The sequence below is a fragment of the Leptospira terpstrae serovar Hualin str. LT 11-33 = ATCC 700639 genome (assembly GCF_000332495.1).
Taxonomy (GTDB): domain Bacteria; phylum Spirochaetota; class Leptospiria; order Leptospirales; family Leptospiraceae; genus Leptospira_A; species Leptospira_A terpstrae.
This window is the reverse complement of record NZ_AOGW02000016.1, coordinates 78460-95926: the sequence shown is the minus strand read 5'-3', so window position 1 is coordinate 95926 and position 17467 is coordinate 78460. Positions and strand designations below refer to the sequence as shown.

The window sequence follows — 17467 nt, the reverse complement described above, 5'->3', positions numbered from 1 at the left end:
ACCAACAAACATGTGATATACGGTAGCCATTGGGTGGCGGGTGGATTACCCCACCCAGTTCGATTAGGGCGGGGAACTATACCATCTTATCCCCCTCCGCACCGCCATTCCTTCTTGCCCCCAATCGTCCATCTAGTAAACTGCAACTAATGGATCTAAATACCATCAATCTAAAACGGTTCCATTTACATTACTTTACTTACTTAATTGTTGTATTCATTCTAAGTCTTCCACTAACTGCTGGTTTGGTGGAGGATGGATATCGTTTGCTCTTTTATTTCGGTGGCGCCATGTCGTTTGCTATCCAAATGGCGATCTTACAACTCAGGTTCCTTCCGAGAAAAATCCCTGCTTTGTCAGAGTCAGGCTTTCCCTTTTTCACAGTATTCCTCTCCTTTTTTCTAAATCTAGGCATTCTGACTGCTTTACAGGTCCTAGAGTACCCTTTTGAGGCAACTTCTGGATTTTTAATTGCCTATTTCGTCCACCTTCTTTTCCTTGTATTTGCGAGCTATTTCAGTGGAAAATAAGTCTAAATATCGGTTTTTTTTATCTTTTTTATTAGTTTTTTCCCTTAGTTTTACGAATCTTTTTGCGAATGATTCGGAAGGGCACAGCTCTGACGAGGGCTTCGACTTCAGTGAAGTTATGGCGCACCACTTAGGGGATGCTCCTGTGTTCCCATTAAACTTTGGTGGATCCATCGTCACAGAAGGCCAACCAGGATTCGATGCAGAAAACCATGATGTCTTCGTAAACCACGAAGGAGTAAAGTATCACTACTTAGGTGGACTTGACCTTCACATTACCAAACGAGTGACCATGATGTGGATCGCTTGTTTTTTTATGTTCATCGTATTTATCCCTGCAGCGAATTTGATTTCTAGAAATCCTAAAAAGGTTCATAACAAATTCACATCCGGTGTAGAGGCATTCGTTTCTTACTTAAAAGAAAACGTAGTGGATGCCTCTCTTGACCACCATGGGCATTCTTATTACCACTATATCTTTTCTTTGTTTTTCTTTATCCTGTTCTGTAACCTTTTTGGTCTTGTTCCTTCTGTGGGCGAACTCTCTGTTGCGGCATCCGATGCACTCGTTGCTGTTGGATTGTATGAACACACTCCGCATGCACTTCACACATTTGGTCAAATCTGGTCTGGAATCACACCAACGGGTGATATTAGTGTCACTCTTTCCTTAGCATCCATTACATTACTTACTATTTACGGAACTGCTTTCTCTTACCAAGGTATTTCCTTCGTAGCACATGCAGTGCCTAAGGGAGTTCCCCTCCCACTCTGGCCACTCATGTGGGTTCTTGAGTTTATTGTAACACATATCGCACGTTCCTTTGCGTTAACGATGAGGTTACTTGCCAACATGACTGCAGGACACGTTATGATCCTTGCGTTACTTGGTTTTATCTTTATGAGCGAAAATTGGTTCATAGCACCTGTGTCTGTTCTCAGTTCAGTGCTCATTTACTTTTTAGAACTACTTGTAGCTTTTTTACAAGCGTTCATTTTCTCTCTGCTCACAACCGTGTTCATCGGAACTGTGATGCATAGACATTAACATTGGTTTTATTTATATTATAAAACACACAGGAGTGAAACGAAAACAATGGAATTCGGTTTAGGATACATCGCAGTAGGACTCGCAGCAGGACTTGCATTACTTGGTGCAGGAATCGGTATTGGTAGAATTGGTGGATCAGTGGCAGAAAGCATTAGCCGCCAACCAGAAGCAGCGGGAAAGATCCAACTCGTTCTTTACGTAGCAGCAGGTATGATTGAAGGGGCAGCACTTTTCGCAGTGGTGATCGCTCTTCTTATCGCGCTCAAACTCAATGGCTCAATTGACAAAACAATTGGTGCTGGTGCCACTAAAGTAGAACAAGGACAATAGTCTTGGTTATCCTCGCGGCTTCCGGCTTCAATTTGCTGAAAGTCAATCCGGGTCTGGTTATCTGGACCCTGGTCACTTTCTCAGTTGTTGTCTTCGTTCTTAAAAAATTTGCATGGGACAAGATCCTTCATGCTCTCGAAGAACGTGCGTCCGGCATCCAAGGCGATATCAACAAAGCGGAAACTCTTCGTCTAGAAGCAGAAAAGTCTTTAAAAGAATACAAAGACCAACTCTTCAAAGCGACGGAAGAAGCGCATAAAATTGTAGATGAAGCTAAAAAAGATGCAGTTGCTCTCCGCACAAGGTTGACGGAAGAAGCGCACAATGAAGTAAAAGGCATTAAAGACAGCGCAATTCGAGAAATCGAACTAGCGAAAGGCAGAGCTTTATCTGAAATGCAACACCAAATTGTGGAAATGTCCGTTCTCATCGCGAGTGAGATCTTGGAGAAACAATTGAAGAAGGAAGACTATGCTTCCTTTGTCGAAAAAGAGATCGCAAAACTCGATAAACTTAAAATCAAATGAGTCTGAACCAAATTTCAAAGGTTTACGCAACGGCACTTTTGGAGTTAGCTCAGGAAGCTAACTCGCTTGAGTCAACGGAAGAGGAACTTTCAACGCTTGTTGATATTTTCTTTTCCGATGAATCAATCCGCCATTATTTCCTTTCTCCGTTAGTTGATCCTTCCGAGAAAGAACGAACTGCTGAAAAGTCAGTTCAAGGGAAGGCATCGGAAATCGTTGCCAACTTCATTACACTTGTGGTTCGTAAGAATCGATTTCTATACCTCAAGGATATTTTGGAAGATTTTAGAACAGGGGTGGACCGACTTAAAAATCGCAGTTCTCTTCGCATTATTTCCAAAGATTCTCTTGGCAAAGAAGCTGTAGATCGAATCACCAAGTCTATCTCTTCCAAGTTCGGACGCGATGTTCGTGTCACAGAACATACGGATCTTAACCTCATCGGTGGATTCAAAATCTATATAGACGACTTTTTAATCGATGCCTCGATCCGTGCAAAACTTGCAGGAATTGAAGAGGCTCTCCTCCAAAAGAAAATCCCAGTCGGAGCATTTGAATGAAAATTAAAACAGACGAAGTAACGTCGGTACTAAAACAAGAAATTAAAAACTTCAAAAAAGACCTTCAAGTTGAAGAAGTTGGAACGGTTCTCGAAGTAGGGGACGGGATTGCGAGAGTTTACGGACTCACAAACGTAATGTCAGGAGAGCTTGTTGAATTCCAAAACGGAGTTCGAGGACAAGCCTTCAACTTAGAAGAAAACTCCGTTGGGGTTGTAATCTTTGGTGATTATATTAAAATTGAAGAAGGTTTTTCCGTTAAACGAGTAGGAAAGATCTTCGAAGTTCCGGTAGGACCGGAGCTCCTTGGCCGTGTGCTTAACCCTCTTGGGGAAGTGATCGACGGGAAAGGACCACTGAACGCAAAAAAAACAAGACCTGTCGAGTCACCAGCTCCAGGGATTGCGATGAGAAAATCGGTTCATGAACCAATGCAAACAGGAATCAAAGCAATTGATGCGATGATCCCAATCGGTCGTGGGCAAAGAGAGCTTATCATTGGTGACCGCGGAACAGGAAAAACATCCATCGCGATCGATACCATCATCAATCAAAAAGGGAAAGGTGTGATCTGCGTTTACGTAGCGATTGGACAAAAAGCATCTACTGTTGCTTCCACTATCGAAATGTTACGTGAAAAAGGTGCTCTCGAGTACACGATCATCGTATCTGCAAACGCATCGGAACCTGCCCCAATGTTATACATTGCACCTTACTCTGGTGCGACTATGGCTGAATACTTCATGTATGAAGAAGGAAAAGCAACACTTGTTGTGTATGATGACCTTTCCAAACAAGCAGTAGCTTACCGCCAAATGTCACTCCTTCTTCGCCGCCCACCAGGTCGTGAAGCTTATCCTGGGGACGTATTCTACCTTCACTCTCGTTTGCTTGAAAGAGCAGCAAAACTAGATGATAAATTTGGTGGTGGGTCTATGACAGCACTTCCTATCATTGAAACACAAGAAGGGGAAGTATCAGCATACATTCCAACGAACGTAATCTCCATCACAGATGGTCAGATTTACTTACAGTCCAACCTATTTGCATCGGGCCTTCGCCCAGCGGTGGACGTGGGGATTTCTGTATCACGGGTAGGATCTGCAGCGCAAATCAAAGCGATGAAAAAAGTAGCGGGAACACTTAAGTCCGATTTGGCTCAGTTCCGTGACTTGGAAGCATTTGCACAGTTGGGAACAGAATTAGATCCAGTGACACAAGCACAGTTGGATCGTGGTTACCGAGTTCTTGAAATTTTAAAACAACCTAACAACTCTCCCACACCTGTAGAAGAACAAGTAATCTCAATTTTTGCGGTTACCAAAGGTTTTATGGATGTAATTCCTACGGCAAAAGTTCGTGAATTCGAATCTTTCCTGCTTAGAACCATGAGAGAACAACACCCGGAAATTTTAGAAGAAATCAGAACTGCAAAAGAAGTAAAACAAGAAGCAGCTCTGCAAAAAACAATCAAATCGATTGCTGAACATTTTCTGACAAAGAATAATTAAGGGGAAAGATCTTGGCGACACCGCGTGAGATAAAAAAGAGGATTAACTCGGTTAAAAACACGAGAAAAATCACTCGAACCATGGAGATGGTCTCCACGGCAAAGGCAAAAAAAGCGACTAACAAGGTCAATGCGGCAAAACCATATGCTGACTTGACTCGTGAGTTAGTTTCTTCTTTGTCTAGCCTGGCTTCGATCATCCACAGCCCTTACTTAAGGAAGCCGGACAAAATCCGAAAAGTTGCTATCCTTGCAATTGCCGCTAACCGTGGGTTATGTGGTGGATTTAACTCCAACTTACTTCGTATGGTGAAAAACCGTATTGAAGAGTTGAAGTCCAAAGGTGTGGAAGTGGAAGTCCATGCTGCTGGAAAAAAAGCGATCGCCTTCTTTAAATTTGCAAAAATCGAATTGGTAACTTCACAAACCAATATTGATGATAAAGCGGGAAGTAAAGAAGCCAATGATCTTGCAACTTACTTTATGGAACGTTTTGCAAATGAATCAGTGGATTCTGTTGAAATTATTTCCACTCATTACTATTCGGCGGCCACACAAAAACCAGAAATCACTACGGTTCTTCCTTTAAAAATGGAAGAAACTGGATCGAAAGGTTCTTCTGGTCCAGATGTATTGTATGAGCCAGATCCAAAAACCATTTTGGAAAACTTACTTCCTATGGTGATCAAAACAACTTTTGTTAAGATCATTTTGGAGTCGGTAGCTTCCGAACACATTGCACGAAGAGTGGCGATGAAAGCGGCAACAGACGCTGCAGGTGAGATGATAAAACTTCTGACTCGCGGTTACAACCGAGTTCGTCAGGCAAAAATCACGCAGGAAATTTCAGAAATCGTAGGGGGAGCGGAAGCCATCTCCTAACAAAGGTCTTTCGGAGTATATATGAATAAAGGTAAAATTAAACAAATCATCGGTTCGGTATTGGACATCAGTTTTGATTCCGGGAATATGCCTGAAATCTACAATGCCGTAGAGATTCAATCTAAAGTAAACGGCAAGGATGTAACGATCACAGCCGAAGTGCAACAGCACATTGGAGACAACACGGTTCGTGCCATCTCCCTCCAATCCACTGACGGATTAAAAAGAGGACTTGAAGTTGTCGATACAGGATTACCAATCTCTGTTCCCGTAGGAACAAAAACTCTAGGTCGTATTTTTAACGTGCTTGGTGAGGCTATCGATGAATTAGGTGACCTTCCAAAAGACGTAAAAAGGATGCCTATCCATAGAAATGCACCTACTTACGAAGAAATCAAACCGAAAACTGAGATCTTTGAAACAGGGATCAAGGTAATCGACTTACTTGCTCCTTATATCAAAGGGGGAAAAACAGGTCTATTCGGTGGTGCCGGAGTAGGGAAAACCGTACTTATCCAAGAGCTTATCAACAACATTGCTAAACAACATGGTGGTTACTCTGTGTTCGCTGGTGTGGGTGAAAGAACTCGTGAAGGAAATGACCTTTGGAACGAGATGAAAGAGTCAGGAGTCATTGACAAAACAGTTCTTTGTTTTGGCCAGATGAACGAACCTCCGGGTGCTCGTCTACGTATCGCACTTTCCGCACTCACTATGGCGGAAAACTTTCGTGATGAGTCAGGATCTGATATCTTACTATTCGTAGATAATATCTTCCGTTTCTCCCAAGCAGGATCTGAAGTATCAGCTCTTCTTGGTCGTATGCCATCAGCGGTAGGTTACCAACCAACTCTTTCTACGGAAATGGGTGGACTACAAGAAAGGATTACATCCACAGTTCGTGGTTCCATTACTTCGGTGCAAGCGATCTACGTTCCTGCCGATGACTTAACTGACCCTGCACCTGCAACTGCGTTTGCCCACTTAGATGCAACGACAACTCTCTCTCGTGCTATCTCTGAAAAAGGAATTTATCCTGCGGTAGATCCACTAGACTCTACATCTCGAATCATGAACCCACAAATCGTGGGAGAAGAACATTACAACACGGCTCGTGAAGTACAAAGAATCCTTCAAAGATACAAAGACCTTCAAGATATCATTGCGATTCTTGGTATGGATGAACTTTCTGAAGACGATAAAATTCTAGTATCTCGCGCACGTCGTATTGAGAAGTTCCTCTCACAACCTTTCCACGTAGCAGAACAGTTCACTGGTCGACCTGGAAAGTATGTGAAATTGGAAGATACCATCCGTTCCTTCAAAGGAATCATTGAAGGTAAATATGACACACTTCCAGAGCAAGCGTTCTACATGGTCGGATCGATTGACGAAGTAATCGAAGCGGCGAAACAACTCAAAGGTTAATCAGGATGAGTAAAGAACTGACTTTAACGGTCATCTCTCCTGACAAAATCCTTTACCAAGGCAAGGCAGAGTCTGTGATTCTGCCTGGAGCTGTCGGTTATTTTGGAATTTTACCAGGACACGCCACTCTTGTGTCCCAGTTAGAATTTGGGCTCATCAAATTGCATACAGCGGGAAAAGAATTCCGAATTGCGATCGATGGGGGATTTTGTGAAGTGAGAAACGACCAAATCCGAGTCCTTACCGAAGGTGGAGATTCTGAGGATGATTTATCCCACGACCATGCTGTGGAACTCCTGGAAGAGGCGGAAGCACTTCCCGTCTCCAAAGACAAAGAAATTCTTCTAAAGAAAGCAAAAGTTCGCATTTTACTGCACGAACGTTAATTTTTTTCCCCCCTTCTTGCCGAAAATATACCAGAGGGGGATTTCCTTTGGCTGTAGATTGGATTCGTCGTTTTGTATTGGTATCGATACTATTTGCCGGATTCTATTACTTAAAGGAAAACCCTGATTTGCGAAAAAGAATCTATTCTGAAGAGCCAATTCGTGTTAAAATTGAGGGACCTGTTTTGAATCCCGGGTTTTATTCATTGGATGCGGGTTCGAATGGAAAGGATTTGATTGAAATAGCAGGTGGGTATTTACCTGGAACGCAAATCAAAATGGAGGACAGTATCTTGGAACAACCGTTAGAGGATGGCCAAGTGCTAAATTTGGGAAAACGGTAACCGAGGCGAATGGCGGATCAAGAACAGAATAAAAACGAAGATCTAGAAAACATCGAACCTATACTCGATGAAGACTCGTTTTCCTTAGATTTGGATGATTTTGATATGGGCGATGATGACTTGGATGTATCGCCAGGGATTGAAGCCCCAAACCTAGAAGATATCTCTGCTTTTGACGATGAAGACGATTCCATTTCAGATATGGTTGCCTCTTCCGATACCTATGACGATTTATTAGATATAGATTTAGATTCTGACCTTAACTTACTTGGGGAAGAAGATCCTATTCTCCATGATGAAGACATTCATGCTGATTTTTCTGATTACGAAGAAGAATCAGAAAAAGAACAAACCAAAACTCCAAATAAATCCAAACCAACTTATAACGATGATGATGATCTTGAGCTAGAATTTGATGATGATTTGATTGATCTTGATAAAGAAATCGAATCAATCCTAAACGGCGAAGATGGAATTTTAACTTCTAAAAAATCAAAACAAGTTATAGAAGAAGAAGAAGAGGAAGGCCCAATCTCTCTTTCTTTAGAAGAACTCGAAAATATTACGGGTGATTTAGAAGAAGAAGACCATTTAGGAGAATCGGAACGCTCTCACTTTGATGAAGAAGAACATGCTTTAATTGATGAAGATTCCGATCTTGATTTAGATTTGGATGATTCCGAAATTGATACAAACCTTGCCTTTGATGAAGAAGGTAAACCTCAATTTGATTTAACCGACCATGATGCTGAAGATACTTTCATACCGAAAGATGATTTAGGACCTGGGACGGCAGAAGAGGATACAAGTTTTAAACCTCTTGTTGACCCTGAAGAAGAAGAGTTATTCGGTAAAACAAAAGAAGATGAGAATTTAACTTTATCAGATGAAGAATTGGGTAGTATACTCGGTGCAGGTGGTGAAGCCAGTTTAGAAGAAACTCTTGGTTCTGAGGACGAGTTCTTAACATCTGATGATGAATCAGAACTTCCAAGTTTTTCTGATGAAGAAGAATCCTCTTTTGATTTGTTAGGTGGGGAATTTGAACCGGACGAAGAAACTGAATCTTCTGATGAAGAAGATGAAGGCCCTCTCACTCTATCTTTAGAAGAACTAGAAAATATTTCAGGTGGTGCCATCGAAGAAGACTTCGAAGAGCCAACTTCCGATATCCTAAATGAAGAACTAGAAGACGAGTCGATTACATTAAGCCCTGATGAACTTGGGAATATCATTGCTAGTGATCCAATAGAAGAGTCAGACGATTCTGATATAGAAGAAAGTCACGAATTAGAAACAGACTTGGGTGATGACTTTGGATTTGATTTAGGAGAATCTGAATCTGACCTAGATGAATCAGAAAGTTCTGAAGAAGGCCTAGAAGGTCAAATGGAAGGATTCGAATCTTCAGAGGAAGAAGACGAAGGTCCTATTGCACTTTCTATGGAAGAATTAGAATCCATTGCTTCAGATGCAGAAGAAAGTTCTGAAGAAGAACTTGTAGATAGTTTTGATCGTGCCCCATTACCTTACGAAGAAGAATTAGCTCCGAAATCCGATTTACTTGCTGAAGAAGAAGAAGACGAATCCATCGCTTTGTCAATGGAAGAACTTGAAAACATCACAGCTTCTGAAGAAGAGGAAGTTGAGCAGGAAGATGTTACCCTTTCTTCTGAAAGCCTCGATGAAATTTTAGGTGAAGAACTGCCAGGTGAAGGATTAGAAGACATTGCTGACCTCCCTGAAGAAGAAGAGTTTACTCTTTCAGAACAAATTGGTAACGAAGAACCATCAGAATTCGATCTTACTACAAACAATGAAGATGATTTAGTAGAACATGAAAATGAGTTTGATTTTGGAGACTTAACTTCTGATGCCACAGTTGATGATAGTTTTGATTTAACAATCAATGAACCTAAAGAAACAAGAATTCCTACTCTAGCTTCTGATGATTCAGAAGAATTTGAAGTTGATTTAGATGAATATGCAATGGAAGGAAAACTCTCTCCATTGGAAGAACTCCGTAAATCAGATGTAACTGCACCAGATCCAAAACAATCATCTGCAGAAGCTTTTGCTGATGCAGGTGGTGAAAATCTATCTGTTGGTGATCGTAAAAAAGTTCTAGGTTATTTAGACAACCTACTCGGAAATCTTCCTGATGAAGTGATTCGAGAATTTTCGAAGTCTCAATACTTCGAGTTATACAAAAAAATGATGAAAGAATTGGAGTTATAAAGTGGGACTTCTCGATAGAGCCGAAGAAATTAAAAAAACTTCGGGTTCCTCGACTCCAAATTCTCTTACAAATACCAAAGACAGACCTTCTTTATTGAAAAAAGCAGAACATTTCCGTGAAGAAACAGTTCCGCAAAAGAAAGAATCCGTTCCAGTAGCAGACTCCGACTCAGAATGGTTAGACGATAGTTTTCCGGATGCACTTGCCACGGAAATTGGAGACCTCCCAAGTCCCGATGGAGAAGAAGAATTTGATTTAAGCGATATTCCTGAGTTAACAGATGCCGACTTTGGTGAGTTAGCGGATGATACTTGGGATGAGAATCCACTTCCGCAATTAGAAAATGATTTGGATGACGGCCCGAGCGACTACCAACCCATTTCAGATGAAGATTCGGAACCAGAGGCATTAGAAGAACCTGATTTAGATTTTGATTTACCTTCTTTTGACGAGCCGACTCCAGAAGAAATCTCAGAAGATTCAGAACTACCAGAAATAAATCTAGAACCATCACTGGAAGAACCAAAACTCCCTACTGCAAACAAATCAGAGTTAGATGATGATTTGGTTGACCGTGACTTTCATGATGATATTTCGGAACCAGATGCTCCACTTCCAGAAGTCAATATTTTTGATGAGTGGGAGAATGATGCTAAAAAAGAAGCAGCAAAACAACCGCTTAGACCCACAAAAGAAGATCCAGCTCCCATTGGAGAAGACGTACTTTTTGACGATGAATCAGATTTTGGAACTGCTCCTATGTCATATCATCTGGCTTCTAAAAAACGCATCGAAAACTACCAAGCTATCTTTGAAATCACAAAGGAAATCGCTTCTTCCAAAGAGTTCTCTGATTATTTTGATAATTTAGTTTATAGTTTGATTGGACAAGTCGGTTGTAATTCAGTGGTGGTCCTTACTTCTACAAACCCTAAAAATCCTAAATGGGAAGCAGTTGCTGCACAAGGGATCCAATCAAAAGACAGTTGGTACCTTTCTCCAAATGATGAAATTTATTCTCGAATTTCCGATTCAGAAACTGTTATTTATGCAGGGGAATTTAAATCCTCACGGTTACCCAATCGAGAGTTAAAGTTATTAAATGATATGGGTTCTGAAATCCTTGTTCCCATTCGGCATGGTCAAAAGTGTTTTGGCGTATTGTCACTTGGAAAACTAATCAATGGCGAAGAATACATCACTGATGACTTAGAATTTGCAAAAATTGTCGGCGATATTGCCGGTTCTGTGTTTGAAAGAGTATCTGAGTTTGAGCAAATGAATGACAATTTAGTTCAAGCAAAAGAAGTCATTGAAATTAATGAATCTGTTTTGCAATCAGCTCGTGATTTTGCACGTGTTCGCAAAATGGATGAAGCTTACGATCTTCTAGTTGATAATATTAAAAACAAGCTGGGTGTAAAACAATTCTCATTCTTAGTATTAGATTCTGAAACTAGATCCGACTATATCGTGTTTGGTTCCAATTTTATTTTACCTGAACGTGCCAAAGACTTTAAACTAAGTAAAGACTCTGATATCGTCGGAATGGTTTCGAACGTTCCAGGCGTTTATAAATTGGAAAACTTTAGAGAAGATTCCGAATTAAAATCAATTTTTACAAATGATGAATTGGGAATCATGAGTGAATTTACAATCCTTCCAATCATCAATTTGAATTGGCTTGTAGGTATGGTCATTGTGCACTCAACTGGATCTACTTGGACTGATACAACAAGAGATGTTGCCGTCGCTTTACTTGAAACCTCCGCACCCGTTTTTGCCAATCTTCTTATCTTGCAAGAAAAAGAAGCATTGTTTAGAAATCCATTCAATCCATTAGAGTCTCGAATTTTGAGTGAAATTGAAAAAGCTTCACAAATGAATTTAAATTTTACTGTTTCTTTATTTAAAATTCAAAATGTTTCCAGAATGGTTCATTTGGTCGGAGCTGGAACATTTGCTCGTTATGCGGATGCTTTACGCAAAACTATGATGGATCATATCGGGGAGTTGGACTTTTTTACCCGCGTTGGACAAGGCAAGTTTGCAATGGTTCTTCATGGCAAGGATAAAGAAGAAACAGATGTTGTGATCAAAAAAATCAAATCGTCCTTTGCAAAAAAAGAAGAAGCCATTATTGGATCTTTTCGCGCAACTTTTAGAGTTTTAAATTTATCCTATCCGAATGACACGAAGGATAAAAACCAATTTTTGGAAATGGTTGAAGAAGCCTAAGTAACGACTCGTGTTATTTAACTCCATTTCCTTTCTCTCTCATTTTGTATTTTTTTATCTAATCTATTATTTTGTTTCGGATAGGATCAGAAAACATTTACTTTTGCTTTTCGGAATTTATTTCTATTCACAATGGAATTTGAATGCAACAGTATTATTGTTAATCTCAGTAGTATTTAATTATAGTTTGGCGCGATATCTTTCTTCAATTGTAAGTAGTAAACGTAAAATTTTTTTTGTATTCGGTGTAACTTCCAATTTGTTGTATTTGGGAGTTTTTAAGTATTTTGTTTTTGCTTGGGAGTTGTTCTCTGATTTAAAGATTGGCTTTGGTTTCCCTGGATTGGAATGGAAACCGGAAATTTTGTTACCCATTGGGATTTCTTTTTATACCTTTCACAACATCAGTTATTTGATTGAGGTTTACGATGGACGCATTTTGCCATGTAAGAACTTCTTTACATTTGCCATCTATGATTTGTTTTTCCCTCTATTGTTACTTGGTCCAATCGAGAGACCGGGTAATCTCATTCCACAAATAGAATCTAAACAAACAATCGCAAGTGAAAATATTTGGAATGGGGTCTCCCTTTTTATTTGGGGGGTTTTTATTAAGTCCACGATTGCCGATCCATTCTCCAGGTATGTGGAAATTCATGCCTTATCATTTGAAACTTTGGAACCAGGAATTTTATGGGTTGTGGCTCCAGTGATAGCATTTCAAGTTTATGCAGACTTTTTTGGTTATTCCCTTTGTGCCATGGGCCTTGCAGAAATGATGGGTTTTCGTTTGATGAATAATTTTAAACGCCCATTTTTTTCTTCAAATCCATCAGAATTTTGGTCCAAATGGCATATTTCCCTTTCCACTTGGTTGCGTGATTACGTTTACATTAGGTTAGGTGGTAATAGGCATGGTTTCTTTCGGGAAAATGCAAACCTAATGATTGTATGGTTTTTGGCGGGAATTTGGCATGGGGCAGGTTACGGTTTTGTTATTTGGGGAGTGTATTTGGGACTTTGTTTGGTCCTATATCGTTGTTTAAAACAGTATGGATTTGTAAAAGAGAATAGTCGCCTTCAATCCATTTTAGGAACGATTTTAACCTTTTATACTTTTTCTTTAGGACTTCTTTTATTTCGCATTCATTCTCCTTCAGAAACAAAGTTAATCATTGGTAATTTATCTCATCTTCCAGAGATATCTTCTATTCCTTTGATGATCCTTCTCACTTCGATCCCTTTACTTGCATTTGATTTTTGGCAAGAGAGATTACAAACGGAACGTCCCACCTTTTTTATTTCATCGAAACCTTATCCATTTCTTTTGATGTTCTTTATTTTGTTTCTTTGGTTTTCCTTATTTTCTCCTTTTGGGAAACAGGATTTTTTCTATTTTCAGTTTTAATGACCATGATGAAGATCCGTTTTCTAATAATCACTCTGACCATCCTTTCTCTATTTATGCACATTAGTTTAGAGTGGGTTGTACCATTTTGTGAAACTACTTCTTCCTATTGGTATTTTGCAAATAAACGAAAGATATTCAATGAAGCAAAGGTGTTGGTAATAGGTGATAGTCAAATTGTCAGTGGCATATCACCCGATCTGATTGCCGAATTAGAAGGAGTGTTAGTGGAAGAGGTTTTATACCTTCCCAAACCCAGCCAACAACCAGAGGGAATTCTTGCCGACTCTTTGGATGTGGTATACAAACTTCCTAAATTAAAAAAAGTTTATGTAAATCTTTCTCCGTTAAATACCAGTAAAAACTCTGTAACTGATGCCAGCAGACAATTGTTCTATTCATTTGGAAATTTTTCCTCTCATACAATCACTCATCCTTTGTTACAAAAGGCGTATTTTTCTAACCTAACTGATTTTAGTTGGAAATTGATTATTTCTGTATTTCCTTATTTCGGACTCAGCTCTAATCTAAATCGTTTGGTTTATGACCCCATCGCTCAAACAGATGTCCCGCGAAGGAAACAAGAATTTAAGTTTATTCAAGACAGTATGACAAAAAACCAAGGATCTTGGGTTTGGAAGTTTATCGGTGAAGATCCGACTTTAAAAGAATCGGAAGAATTTTCAAACTTAAACACACAGGTTTTGGCAGGTAAACGAGATCTTTCTATGCAAATATGGTGGGAATGTTTGCGATTGTGGGAAAAACGGAATCTAGATGTAGTTATTTTGCGAATCCCATTTTCTCCAAAGATGGAAAAGGATATGATGCAAACAAATGCAAACTTTGTAGCTGATATGTTTTTCAGGGCAATTACAACCGATCCTAACAAGAAGAAGGTGGTAGTTTTTGATTTTAAATCTGTGTTTTTAGATGACTATCAGTATTTTGCAGATCTGACGCACCTCAACCAAAAAGGAAGAGATGCGTTTGCAAAGATGTTAAAAAAGGTTCTATTTGATCACGCCCACTCTACGTCCCAGGGCATGTAGGTTGATTCCCCAACCAAGACCAAAAAATTGTTTTGGTGTTAGAATTTCTTCAGTACTTGGATCCCAAATGTCTTTTACAAATGCTTCTGCAGTGATTTCGGTTCCGTATGGGATTCCCCAAAAATTTTTATCTTCGTTGTATGACATGAATTGCCTCACTTTTTTACCAAATCTTACGATTTAGAGGATTCTACCATAGTATAAAATTCTTGGAAATGATAGGCTGAGTCATGGGGACCAGGGCATGCTTCTGGGTGGTATTGGACTGCCATCACAGGAAGGCCTGCGATTTTTAGACCGGCTACCGTTTGGTCAAATAAATTGATCCTCGTGATTGGCATCTCACTAGTTGATTCACCTAATACATGAAACCCATGGTTTTGGGATGTGATTTCAATTTTCCCTGTTTCTTCGTTTCGGACAGGATGGTTCCCACCACGGTGACCAAACTTAAGTTTGGCTGTCTTTTTCCCAAGAGCAAGGCCTATGATTTGGTGGCCTAAACAAATTCCAAAGAGTGGCTTTTTTGCCTCCATAATGGCCTTTGCTGAAGCAATGGCATAATCTAATGGAGCAGGATCACCTGGACCATTAGAAAGGAAATAGGCATCAAAACCTTCTTTCAGTAAATCTTCCGCCTTTGTTTTTGCAGGATAAACATGGACATTGAATCCGGCTGCATCCAAAAGTTTTAGTATATTGCGTTTGATCCCGAAGTCGTAGACCGCCAGTTTGAATTTACTAGGAGAATGTGCTCCGTATTCATACGGTTTTTCACACGTGACAACTTGGGCTAAGTCTTGTCCTTCCATGGATGGAGCGTTTTTTACTGCCTCGAGAAAGGAATCTTCATAAGTTTCGCTGATAAAAATACCACAAGACATGGCACCTGAATTGCGTATCATGCGCGTTAGTTTACGGGTATCGATTCCTTCAATGGCAGGGACCCCAAACCGAATTAAAAACTCACTTAGTGTTTCTTTGGATTGGAAGTTGGAAGGTCGTTTCACGTATTCTTTGACAATCAGACCCGAAGCTTGGATCCGATCGGATTCCATATCGTCTGGATTGATACCGTAATTCCCAATCATGGGATAAGTGAGGGTCACCAGTTGGCCTTTGTAGGAGGGATCAGTAATGATTTCCTGATAACCTGCCATAGAGGTGTTAAAGACCACCTCACCAATGGAATTCTTATTTGCACCGAAGGATCGGCCCTTCATGACCGTTCCGTTTGCTAAAACTAAAAAAGCCTGCATCAAATCCATTCCAAAGAATCGGGCCCTAATGACGAACAAAAATTCATCAATCTTTTGTGTAATAACGTTTTATCCTGTCATAGCGGTATTCTCCATTGATTTCTACCGTTTGCATTTTAGAGAGGGCTTCCGCCATTTCCTTTGCCAAAGCAGGCTCAATGGTCAAATAGGAACGTTTTCCACGGACTAGGTAAACAATTTGACCCGTTTCACCATCGGATTCAATCACTTGGCCTTGGATCCGTTTGGACTGGGATGCAGGGGAACTTACCGAAACCTGGTACTTTTGGAAAATATGGGGGCGTCCTACACAAAGCCAAATATCGGAGGTGGGATTCAGTTGGGTGGCTTTTCCTTCAATATGGTGTTTTTCAAAAGACTGGTTTCCAAGGACCAAACGCATGGTTTCAGCATCACAATAGATGGTTTTTTCTCGGAGGCTTGTGCTATCGAGGAAACGAAACTGAGGTTCGGGCCCGACTGCATCCCAATGCATCAATTCGCCTGAAAAACGAATGACCTTTCGCTCCCGCGCAAACTGATCGCTTGAAAACAGAACAAATAGTAAAAACAATCTGCAAATAAGGAAAAGTTGTTTAGACGGCATTAGACTCATTGGAATTACCACATTTAACACAATTTTCGTTTAGATTTAACAATTTTATTTGACAAATCCTAGAAGAACGACTAGTTTCATTGCAATTGTCGGTATGAACGACTGCTCACTTGCATTCGTTTGTCCACAGGTACGAAAAAAAATTCAGGAAAAACTCACTAAGGAGTAATCATCGCATGCTGAAATCTCTACGTTTTGGAATGATGGGGTTCTTACTTTTGTGCTTAGCTGGTAGCTTAAGCGCACAATCTGGTCCTCGTTCTTATTTTATGATCGGTCTTGGAGCACAATTTGACCTTGCTCAACTCGGTGGAACCATTACAAAAGATGGTCTCGATTCAAGAAACCCACAGTTATCCTCTACAGGTCAACCTACTGGTTCCCTTCAAAAAGCAATTTATTCAGAAAACACTCTGATCAGCTTAAAGAGAACTACTGGTGGTGCTGTTGGAGCAAAAACTAATGGCGCAATGGTGGGTGGTAACGTTAACGTAGGTTATGAAAAAGAAGGGATCTTTGGAATCAATAGCCTTTTTTGGAGAATCAACGTAAACTACACTACCAAAATCGCTGGTGGTGATACTTCTTCTACAGTTATGGGTTACAAATGGTTAGACCAAGAGTGGCATTACACTGCTTGGACTGTTCCAACTTACCTAGGTATCAAACTTTACAACGCTGCTAACGACACTGCTGTTTACGTTGGTGCTGGTGTGAACTACTTCCAAGGATGGTGGGGAGTTTCTGGAACTATCAACAACCCAGGACTTCAAACTTTTGCTCCGGGACTTCTTGGACCAGGAGGATCTTTACTTAGTGATGCTCCAAACCCAGGAATTCATAAAGAAAACGTTCGTTTCGGCGCAAGCGGAATCGGCTTAAACTGGTTAGTGGGTGCGCAAACAAAAATCACTGACAAAGGTCACCTTTTCTTTGAACTCGAAACTATCCTTTCCGCAGGAATGGGAGTGGGTGGAGTTCAATCTATCGGTGGAGCTTCTGCTCTTGCTCCTTGGGTTGCTTACCCAGTGGTTATCGGTGGACAAACTTACCGCGTAGGTTACAAAATCGAGATTTAATCAGTTCTTTACTGATAAGTCAAAAGCC

The 17467-nt window shown here is 40.3% G+C and carries 18 protein-coding genes; 15 read left to right on the top strand and 3 right to left on the bottom strand.

The genetic code is table 11. The annotated features are described in order from the left end of the window. Nucleotides 1-149 precede the first annotated feature (149 nt). Genes LEP1GSC203_RS15755 through LEP1GSC203_RS15690 form a run of 14 tightly spaced genes read left to right on the top strand, consistent with a single transcriptional unit; the run spans nucleotide 150 to nucleotide 14485 of the window. On the top strand, nucleotides 150-530 hold the full coding sequence (locus tag LEP1GSC203_RS15755) for a hypothetical protein (RefSeq protein ID WP_002975082.1): 381 nt from the start codon (nucleotides 150-152) through the stop codon (nucleotides 528-530). After that, nucleotides 499-1578 carry a F0F1 ATP synthase subunit A gene (gene atpB / locus LEP1GSC203_RS15750; protein ID WP_408605606.1) on the top strand — a complete coding sequence of 360 codons (1080 nt, stop codon included), beginning with the start codon at nucleotides 499-501 and terminating at the stop codon, nucleotides 1576-1578. The genes LEP1GSC203_RS15755 and atpB overlap by 32 nt, the downstream gene beginning before the upstream one ends. A gap of 48 nt (nucleotides 1579-1626) precedes the next feature. Then, nucleotides 1627-1911 carry an ATP synthase F0 subunit C gene (gene atpE, locus LEP1GSC203_RS15745; protein ID WP_002975055.1) on the top strand — a complete coding sequence of 95 codons (285 nt, stop codon included), beginning with the start codon at nucleotides 1627-1629 and terminating at the stop codon, nucleotides 1909-1911. A gap of 2 nt (nucleotides 1912-1913) precedes the next feature. Further along, a complete protein-coding gene (locus tag LEP1GSC203_RS15740; protein ID WP_002974993.1) occupies nucleotides 1914-2438 on the top strand; it encodes a F0F1 ATP synthase subunit B in 525 nt (174 codons plus the stop codon). Next, nucleotides 2435-2998 carry an ATP synthase F1 subunit delta gene (gene atpH, locus LEP1GSC203_RS15735; RefSeq protein ID WP_002975029.1) on the top strand — a complete coding sequence of 188 codons (564 nt, stop codon included), beginning with the start codon at nucleotides 2435-2437 and terminating at the stop codon, nucleotides 2996-2998. Before LEP1GSC203_RS15740 ends, atpH begins: the two co-directional genes overlap by 4 nt. Further along, entirely contained in the window at nucleotides 2995-4509 is a 1515-nt protein-coding gene (gene atpA, locus LEP1GSC203_RS15730) for a F0F1 ATP synthase subunit alpha (RefSeq protein ID WP_002975116.1), read from the top strand. Before atpH ends, atpA begins: the two co-directional genes overlap by 4 nt. 11 nt (nucleotides 4510-4520) lie before the next feature. Beyond that, on the top strand, nucleotides 4521-5390 hold the full coding sequence (gene atpG, locus LEP1GSC203_RS15725) for an ATP synthase F1 subunit gamma (protein ID WP_002975012.1): 870 nt from the start codon (nucleotides 4521-4523) through the stop codon (nucleotides 5388-5390). 21 nt (nucleotides 5391-5411) lie between these two features. Next, nucleotides 5412-6818, top strand: coding sequence for a F0F1 ATP synthase subunit beta (gene atpD, locus LEP1GSC203_RS15720; protein WP_002975009.1), 1407 nt, complete (start codon nucleotides 5412-5414; stop codon nucleotides 6816-6818). A gap of 5 nt (nucleotides 6819-6823) precedes the next feature. Further along, entirely contained in the window at nucleotides 6824-7204 is a 381-nt protein-coding gene (gene atpC / locus LEP1GSC203_RS15715; RefSeq protein WP_002975119.1) for an ATP synthase F1 subunit epsilon, read from the top strand. Between the two features lie 47 nt (nucleotides 7205-7251). Continuing rightward, nucleotides 7252-7548 carry a hypothetical protein gene (locus LEP1GSC203_RS15710; protein ID WP_002975035.1) on the top strand — a complete coding sequence of 99 codons (297 nt, stop codon included), beginning with the start codon at nucleotides 7252-7254 and terminating at the stop codon, nucleotides 7546-7548. A 9-nt stretch (nucleotides 7549-7557) separates the two neighbouring features. Next, entirely contained in the window at nucleotides 7558-9786 is a 2229-nt protein-coding gene (locus tag LEP1GSC203_RS15705; RefSeq protein ID WP_002975146.1) for a hypothetical protein, read from the top strand. A 1-nt stretch (nucleotide 9787) separates the two neighbouring features. After that, entirely contained in the window at nucleotides 9788-12025 is a 2238-nt protein-coding gene (locus LEP1GSC203_RS15700; protein WP_002975121.1) for a GAF domain-containing protein, read from the top strand. Between the two features lie 10 nt (nucleotides 12026-12035). Next, nucleotides 12036-13433 carry an MBOAT family O-acyltransferase gene (locus LEP1GSC203_RS15695; protein ID WP_002975017.1) on the top strand — a complete coding sequence of 466 codons (1398 nt, stop codon included), beginning with the start codon at nucleotides 12036-12038 and terminating at the stop codon, nucleotides 13431-13433. 5 nt (nucleotides 13434-13438) lie between these two features. Continuing rightward, nucleotides 13439-14485 (top strand): hypothetical protein, encoded by a 1047-nt coding sequence (locus LEP1GSC203_RS15690; protein WP_232225914.1) that lies wholly within the window; start codon nucleotides 13439-13441, stop codon nucleotides 14483-14485. On the opposite strand, the gene LEP1GSC203_RS15685 is transcribed toward LEP1GSC203_RS15690, so the two are convergent. Genes LEP1GSC203_RS15685 through LEP1GSC203_RS15675 form a run of 3 tightly spaced genes read right to left on the bottom strand, consistent with a single transcriptional unit; the run spans nucleotide 14447 to nucleotide 16360 of the window. Further along, the gene (locus LEP1GSC203_RS15685) at nucleotides 14447-14632 is read right to left on the bottom strand and encodes a DUF5808 domain-containing protein (protein WP_002975080.1); all 186 of its coding nucleotides are present in this window, start codon (nucleotides 14630-14632) and stop codon (nucleotides 14447-14449) included. The two genes, LEP1GSC203_RS15690 and LEP1GSC203_RS15685, sit on opposite strands and share 39 nt — an antisense overlap. A 26-nt stretch (nucleotides 14633-14658) precedes the next feature. Continuing rightward, nucleotides 14659-15744 (bottom strand): glutamine-hydrolyzing carbamoyl-phosphate synthase small subunit, encoded by a 1086-nt coding sequence (gene carA, locus LEP1GSC203_RS15680; RefSeq protein ID WP_002974994.1) that lies wholly within the window; start codon nucleotides 15742-15744, stop codon nucleotides 14659-14661. 46 nt (nucleotides 15745-15790) lie between these two features. After that, nucleotides 15791-16360 (bottom strand): hypothetical protein, encoded by a 570-nt coding sequence (locus LEP1GSC203_RS15675; RefSeq protein ID WP_051064185.1) that lies wholly within the window; start codon nucleotides 16358-16360, stop codon nucleotides 15791-15793. 176 nt (nucleotides 16361-16536) lie between these two features. On the opposite strand from LEP1GSC203_RS15675, the gene LEP1GSC203_RS15670 reads away from it, so the two are divergent. Beyond that, complete coding sequence (locus LEP1GSC203_RS15670; protein WP_002975015.1) at nucleotides 16537-17439, top strand: porin OmpL1; 903 nt, start codon at nucleotides 16537-16539, stop codon at nucleotides 17437-17439. The last annotated feature ends 28 nt before the right edge of the window (nucleotides 17440-17467 follow it).

Coding starts and splice junctions, on each gene's coding strand:
- LEP1GSC203_RS15755 (WP_002975082.1), top strand. CDS start 150: ATGGATCTAAATACCATCAATCTAAAACGGTTCCATTTACATTACTTT.
- atpE (WP_002975055.1), top strand. CDS start 1,627: ATGGAATTCGGTTTAGGATACATCGCAGTAGGACTCGCAGCAGGACTT.
- atpH (WP_002975029.1), top strand. CDS start 2,435: ATGAGTCTGAACCAAATTTCAAAGGTTTACGCAACGGCACTTTTGGAG.
- atpA (WP_002975116.1), top strand. CDS start 2,995: ATGAAAATTAAAACAGACGAAGTAACGTCGGTACTAAAACAAGAAATT.
- atpD (WP_002975009.1), top strand. CDS start 5,412: ATGAATAAAGGTAAAATTAAACAAATCATCGGTTCGGTATTGGACATC.
- atpC (WP_002975119.1), top strand. CDS start 6,824: ATGAGTAAAGAACTGACTTTAACGGTCATCTCTCCTGACAAAATCCTT.
- LEP1GSC203_RS15705 (WP_002975146.1), top strand. CDS start 7,558: ATGGCGGATCAAGAACAGAATAAAAACGAAGATCTAGAAAACATCGAA.
- LEP1GSC203_RS15690 (WP_232225914.1), top strand. CDS start 13,439: ATGATGAAGATCCGTTTTCTAATAATCACTCTGACCATCCTTTCTCTA.
- LEP1GSC203_RS15685 (WP_002975080.1), bottom strand. CDS start 14,632: ATGTCATACAACGAAGATAAAAATTTTTGGGGAATCCCATACGGAACC.
- carA (WP_002974994.1), bottom strand. CDS start 15,744: ATGCAGGCTTTTTTAGTTTTAGCAAACGGAACGGTCATGAAGGGCCGA.
- LEP1GSC203_RS15675 (WP_051064185.1), bottom strand. CDS start 16,360: ATGAGTCTAATGCCGTCTAAACAACTTTTCCTTATTTGCAGATTGTTT.
- LEP1GSC203_RS15670 (WP_002975015.1), top strand. CDS start 16,537: ATGCTGAAATCTCTACGTTTTGGAATGATGGGGTTCTTACTTTTGTGC.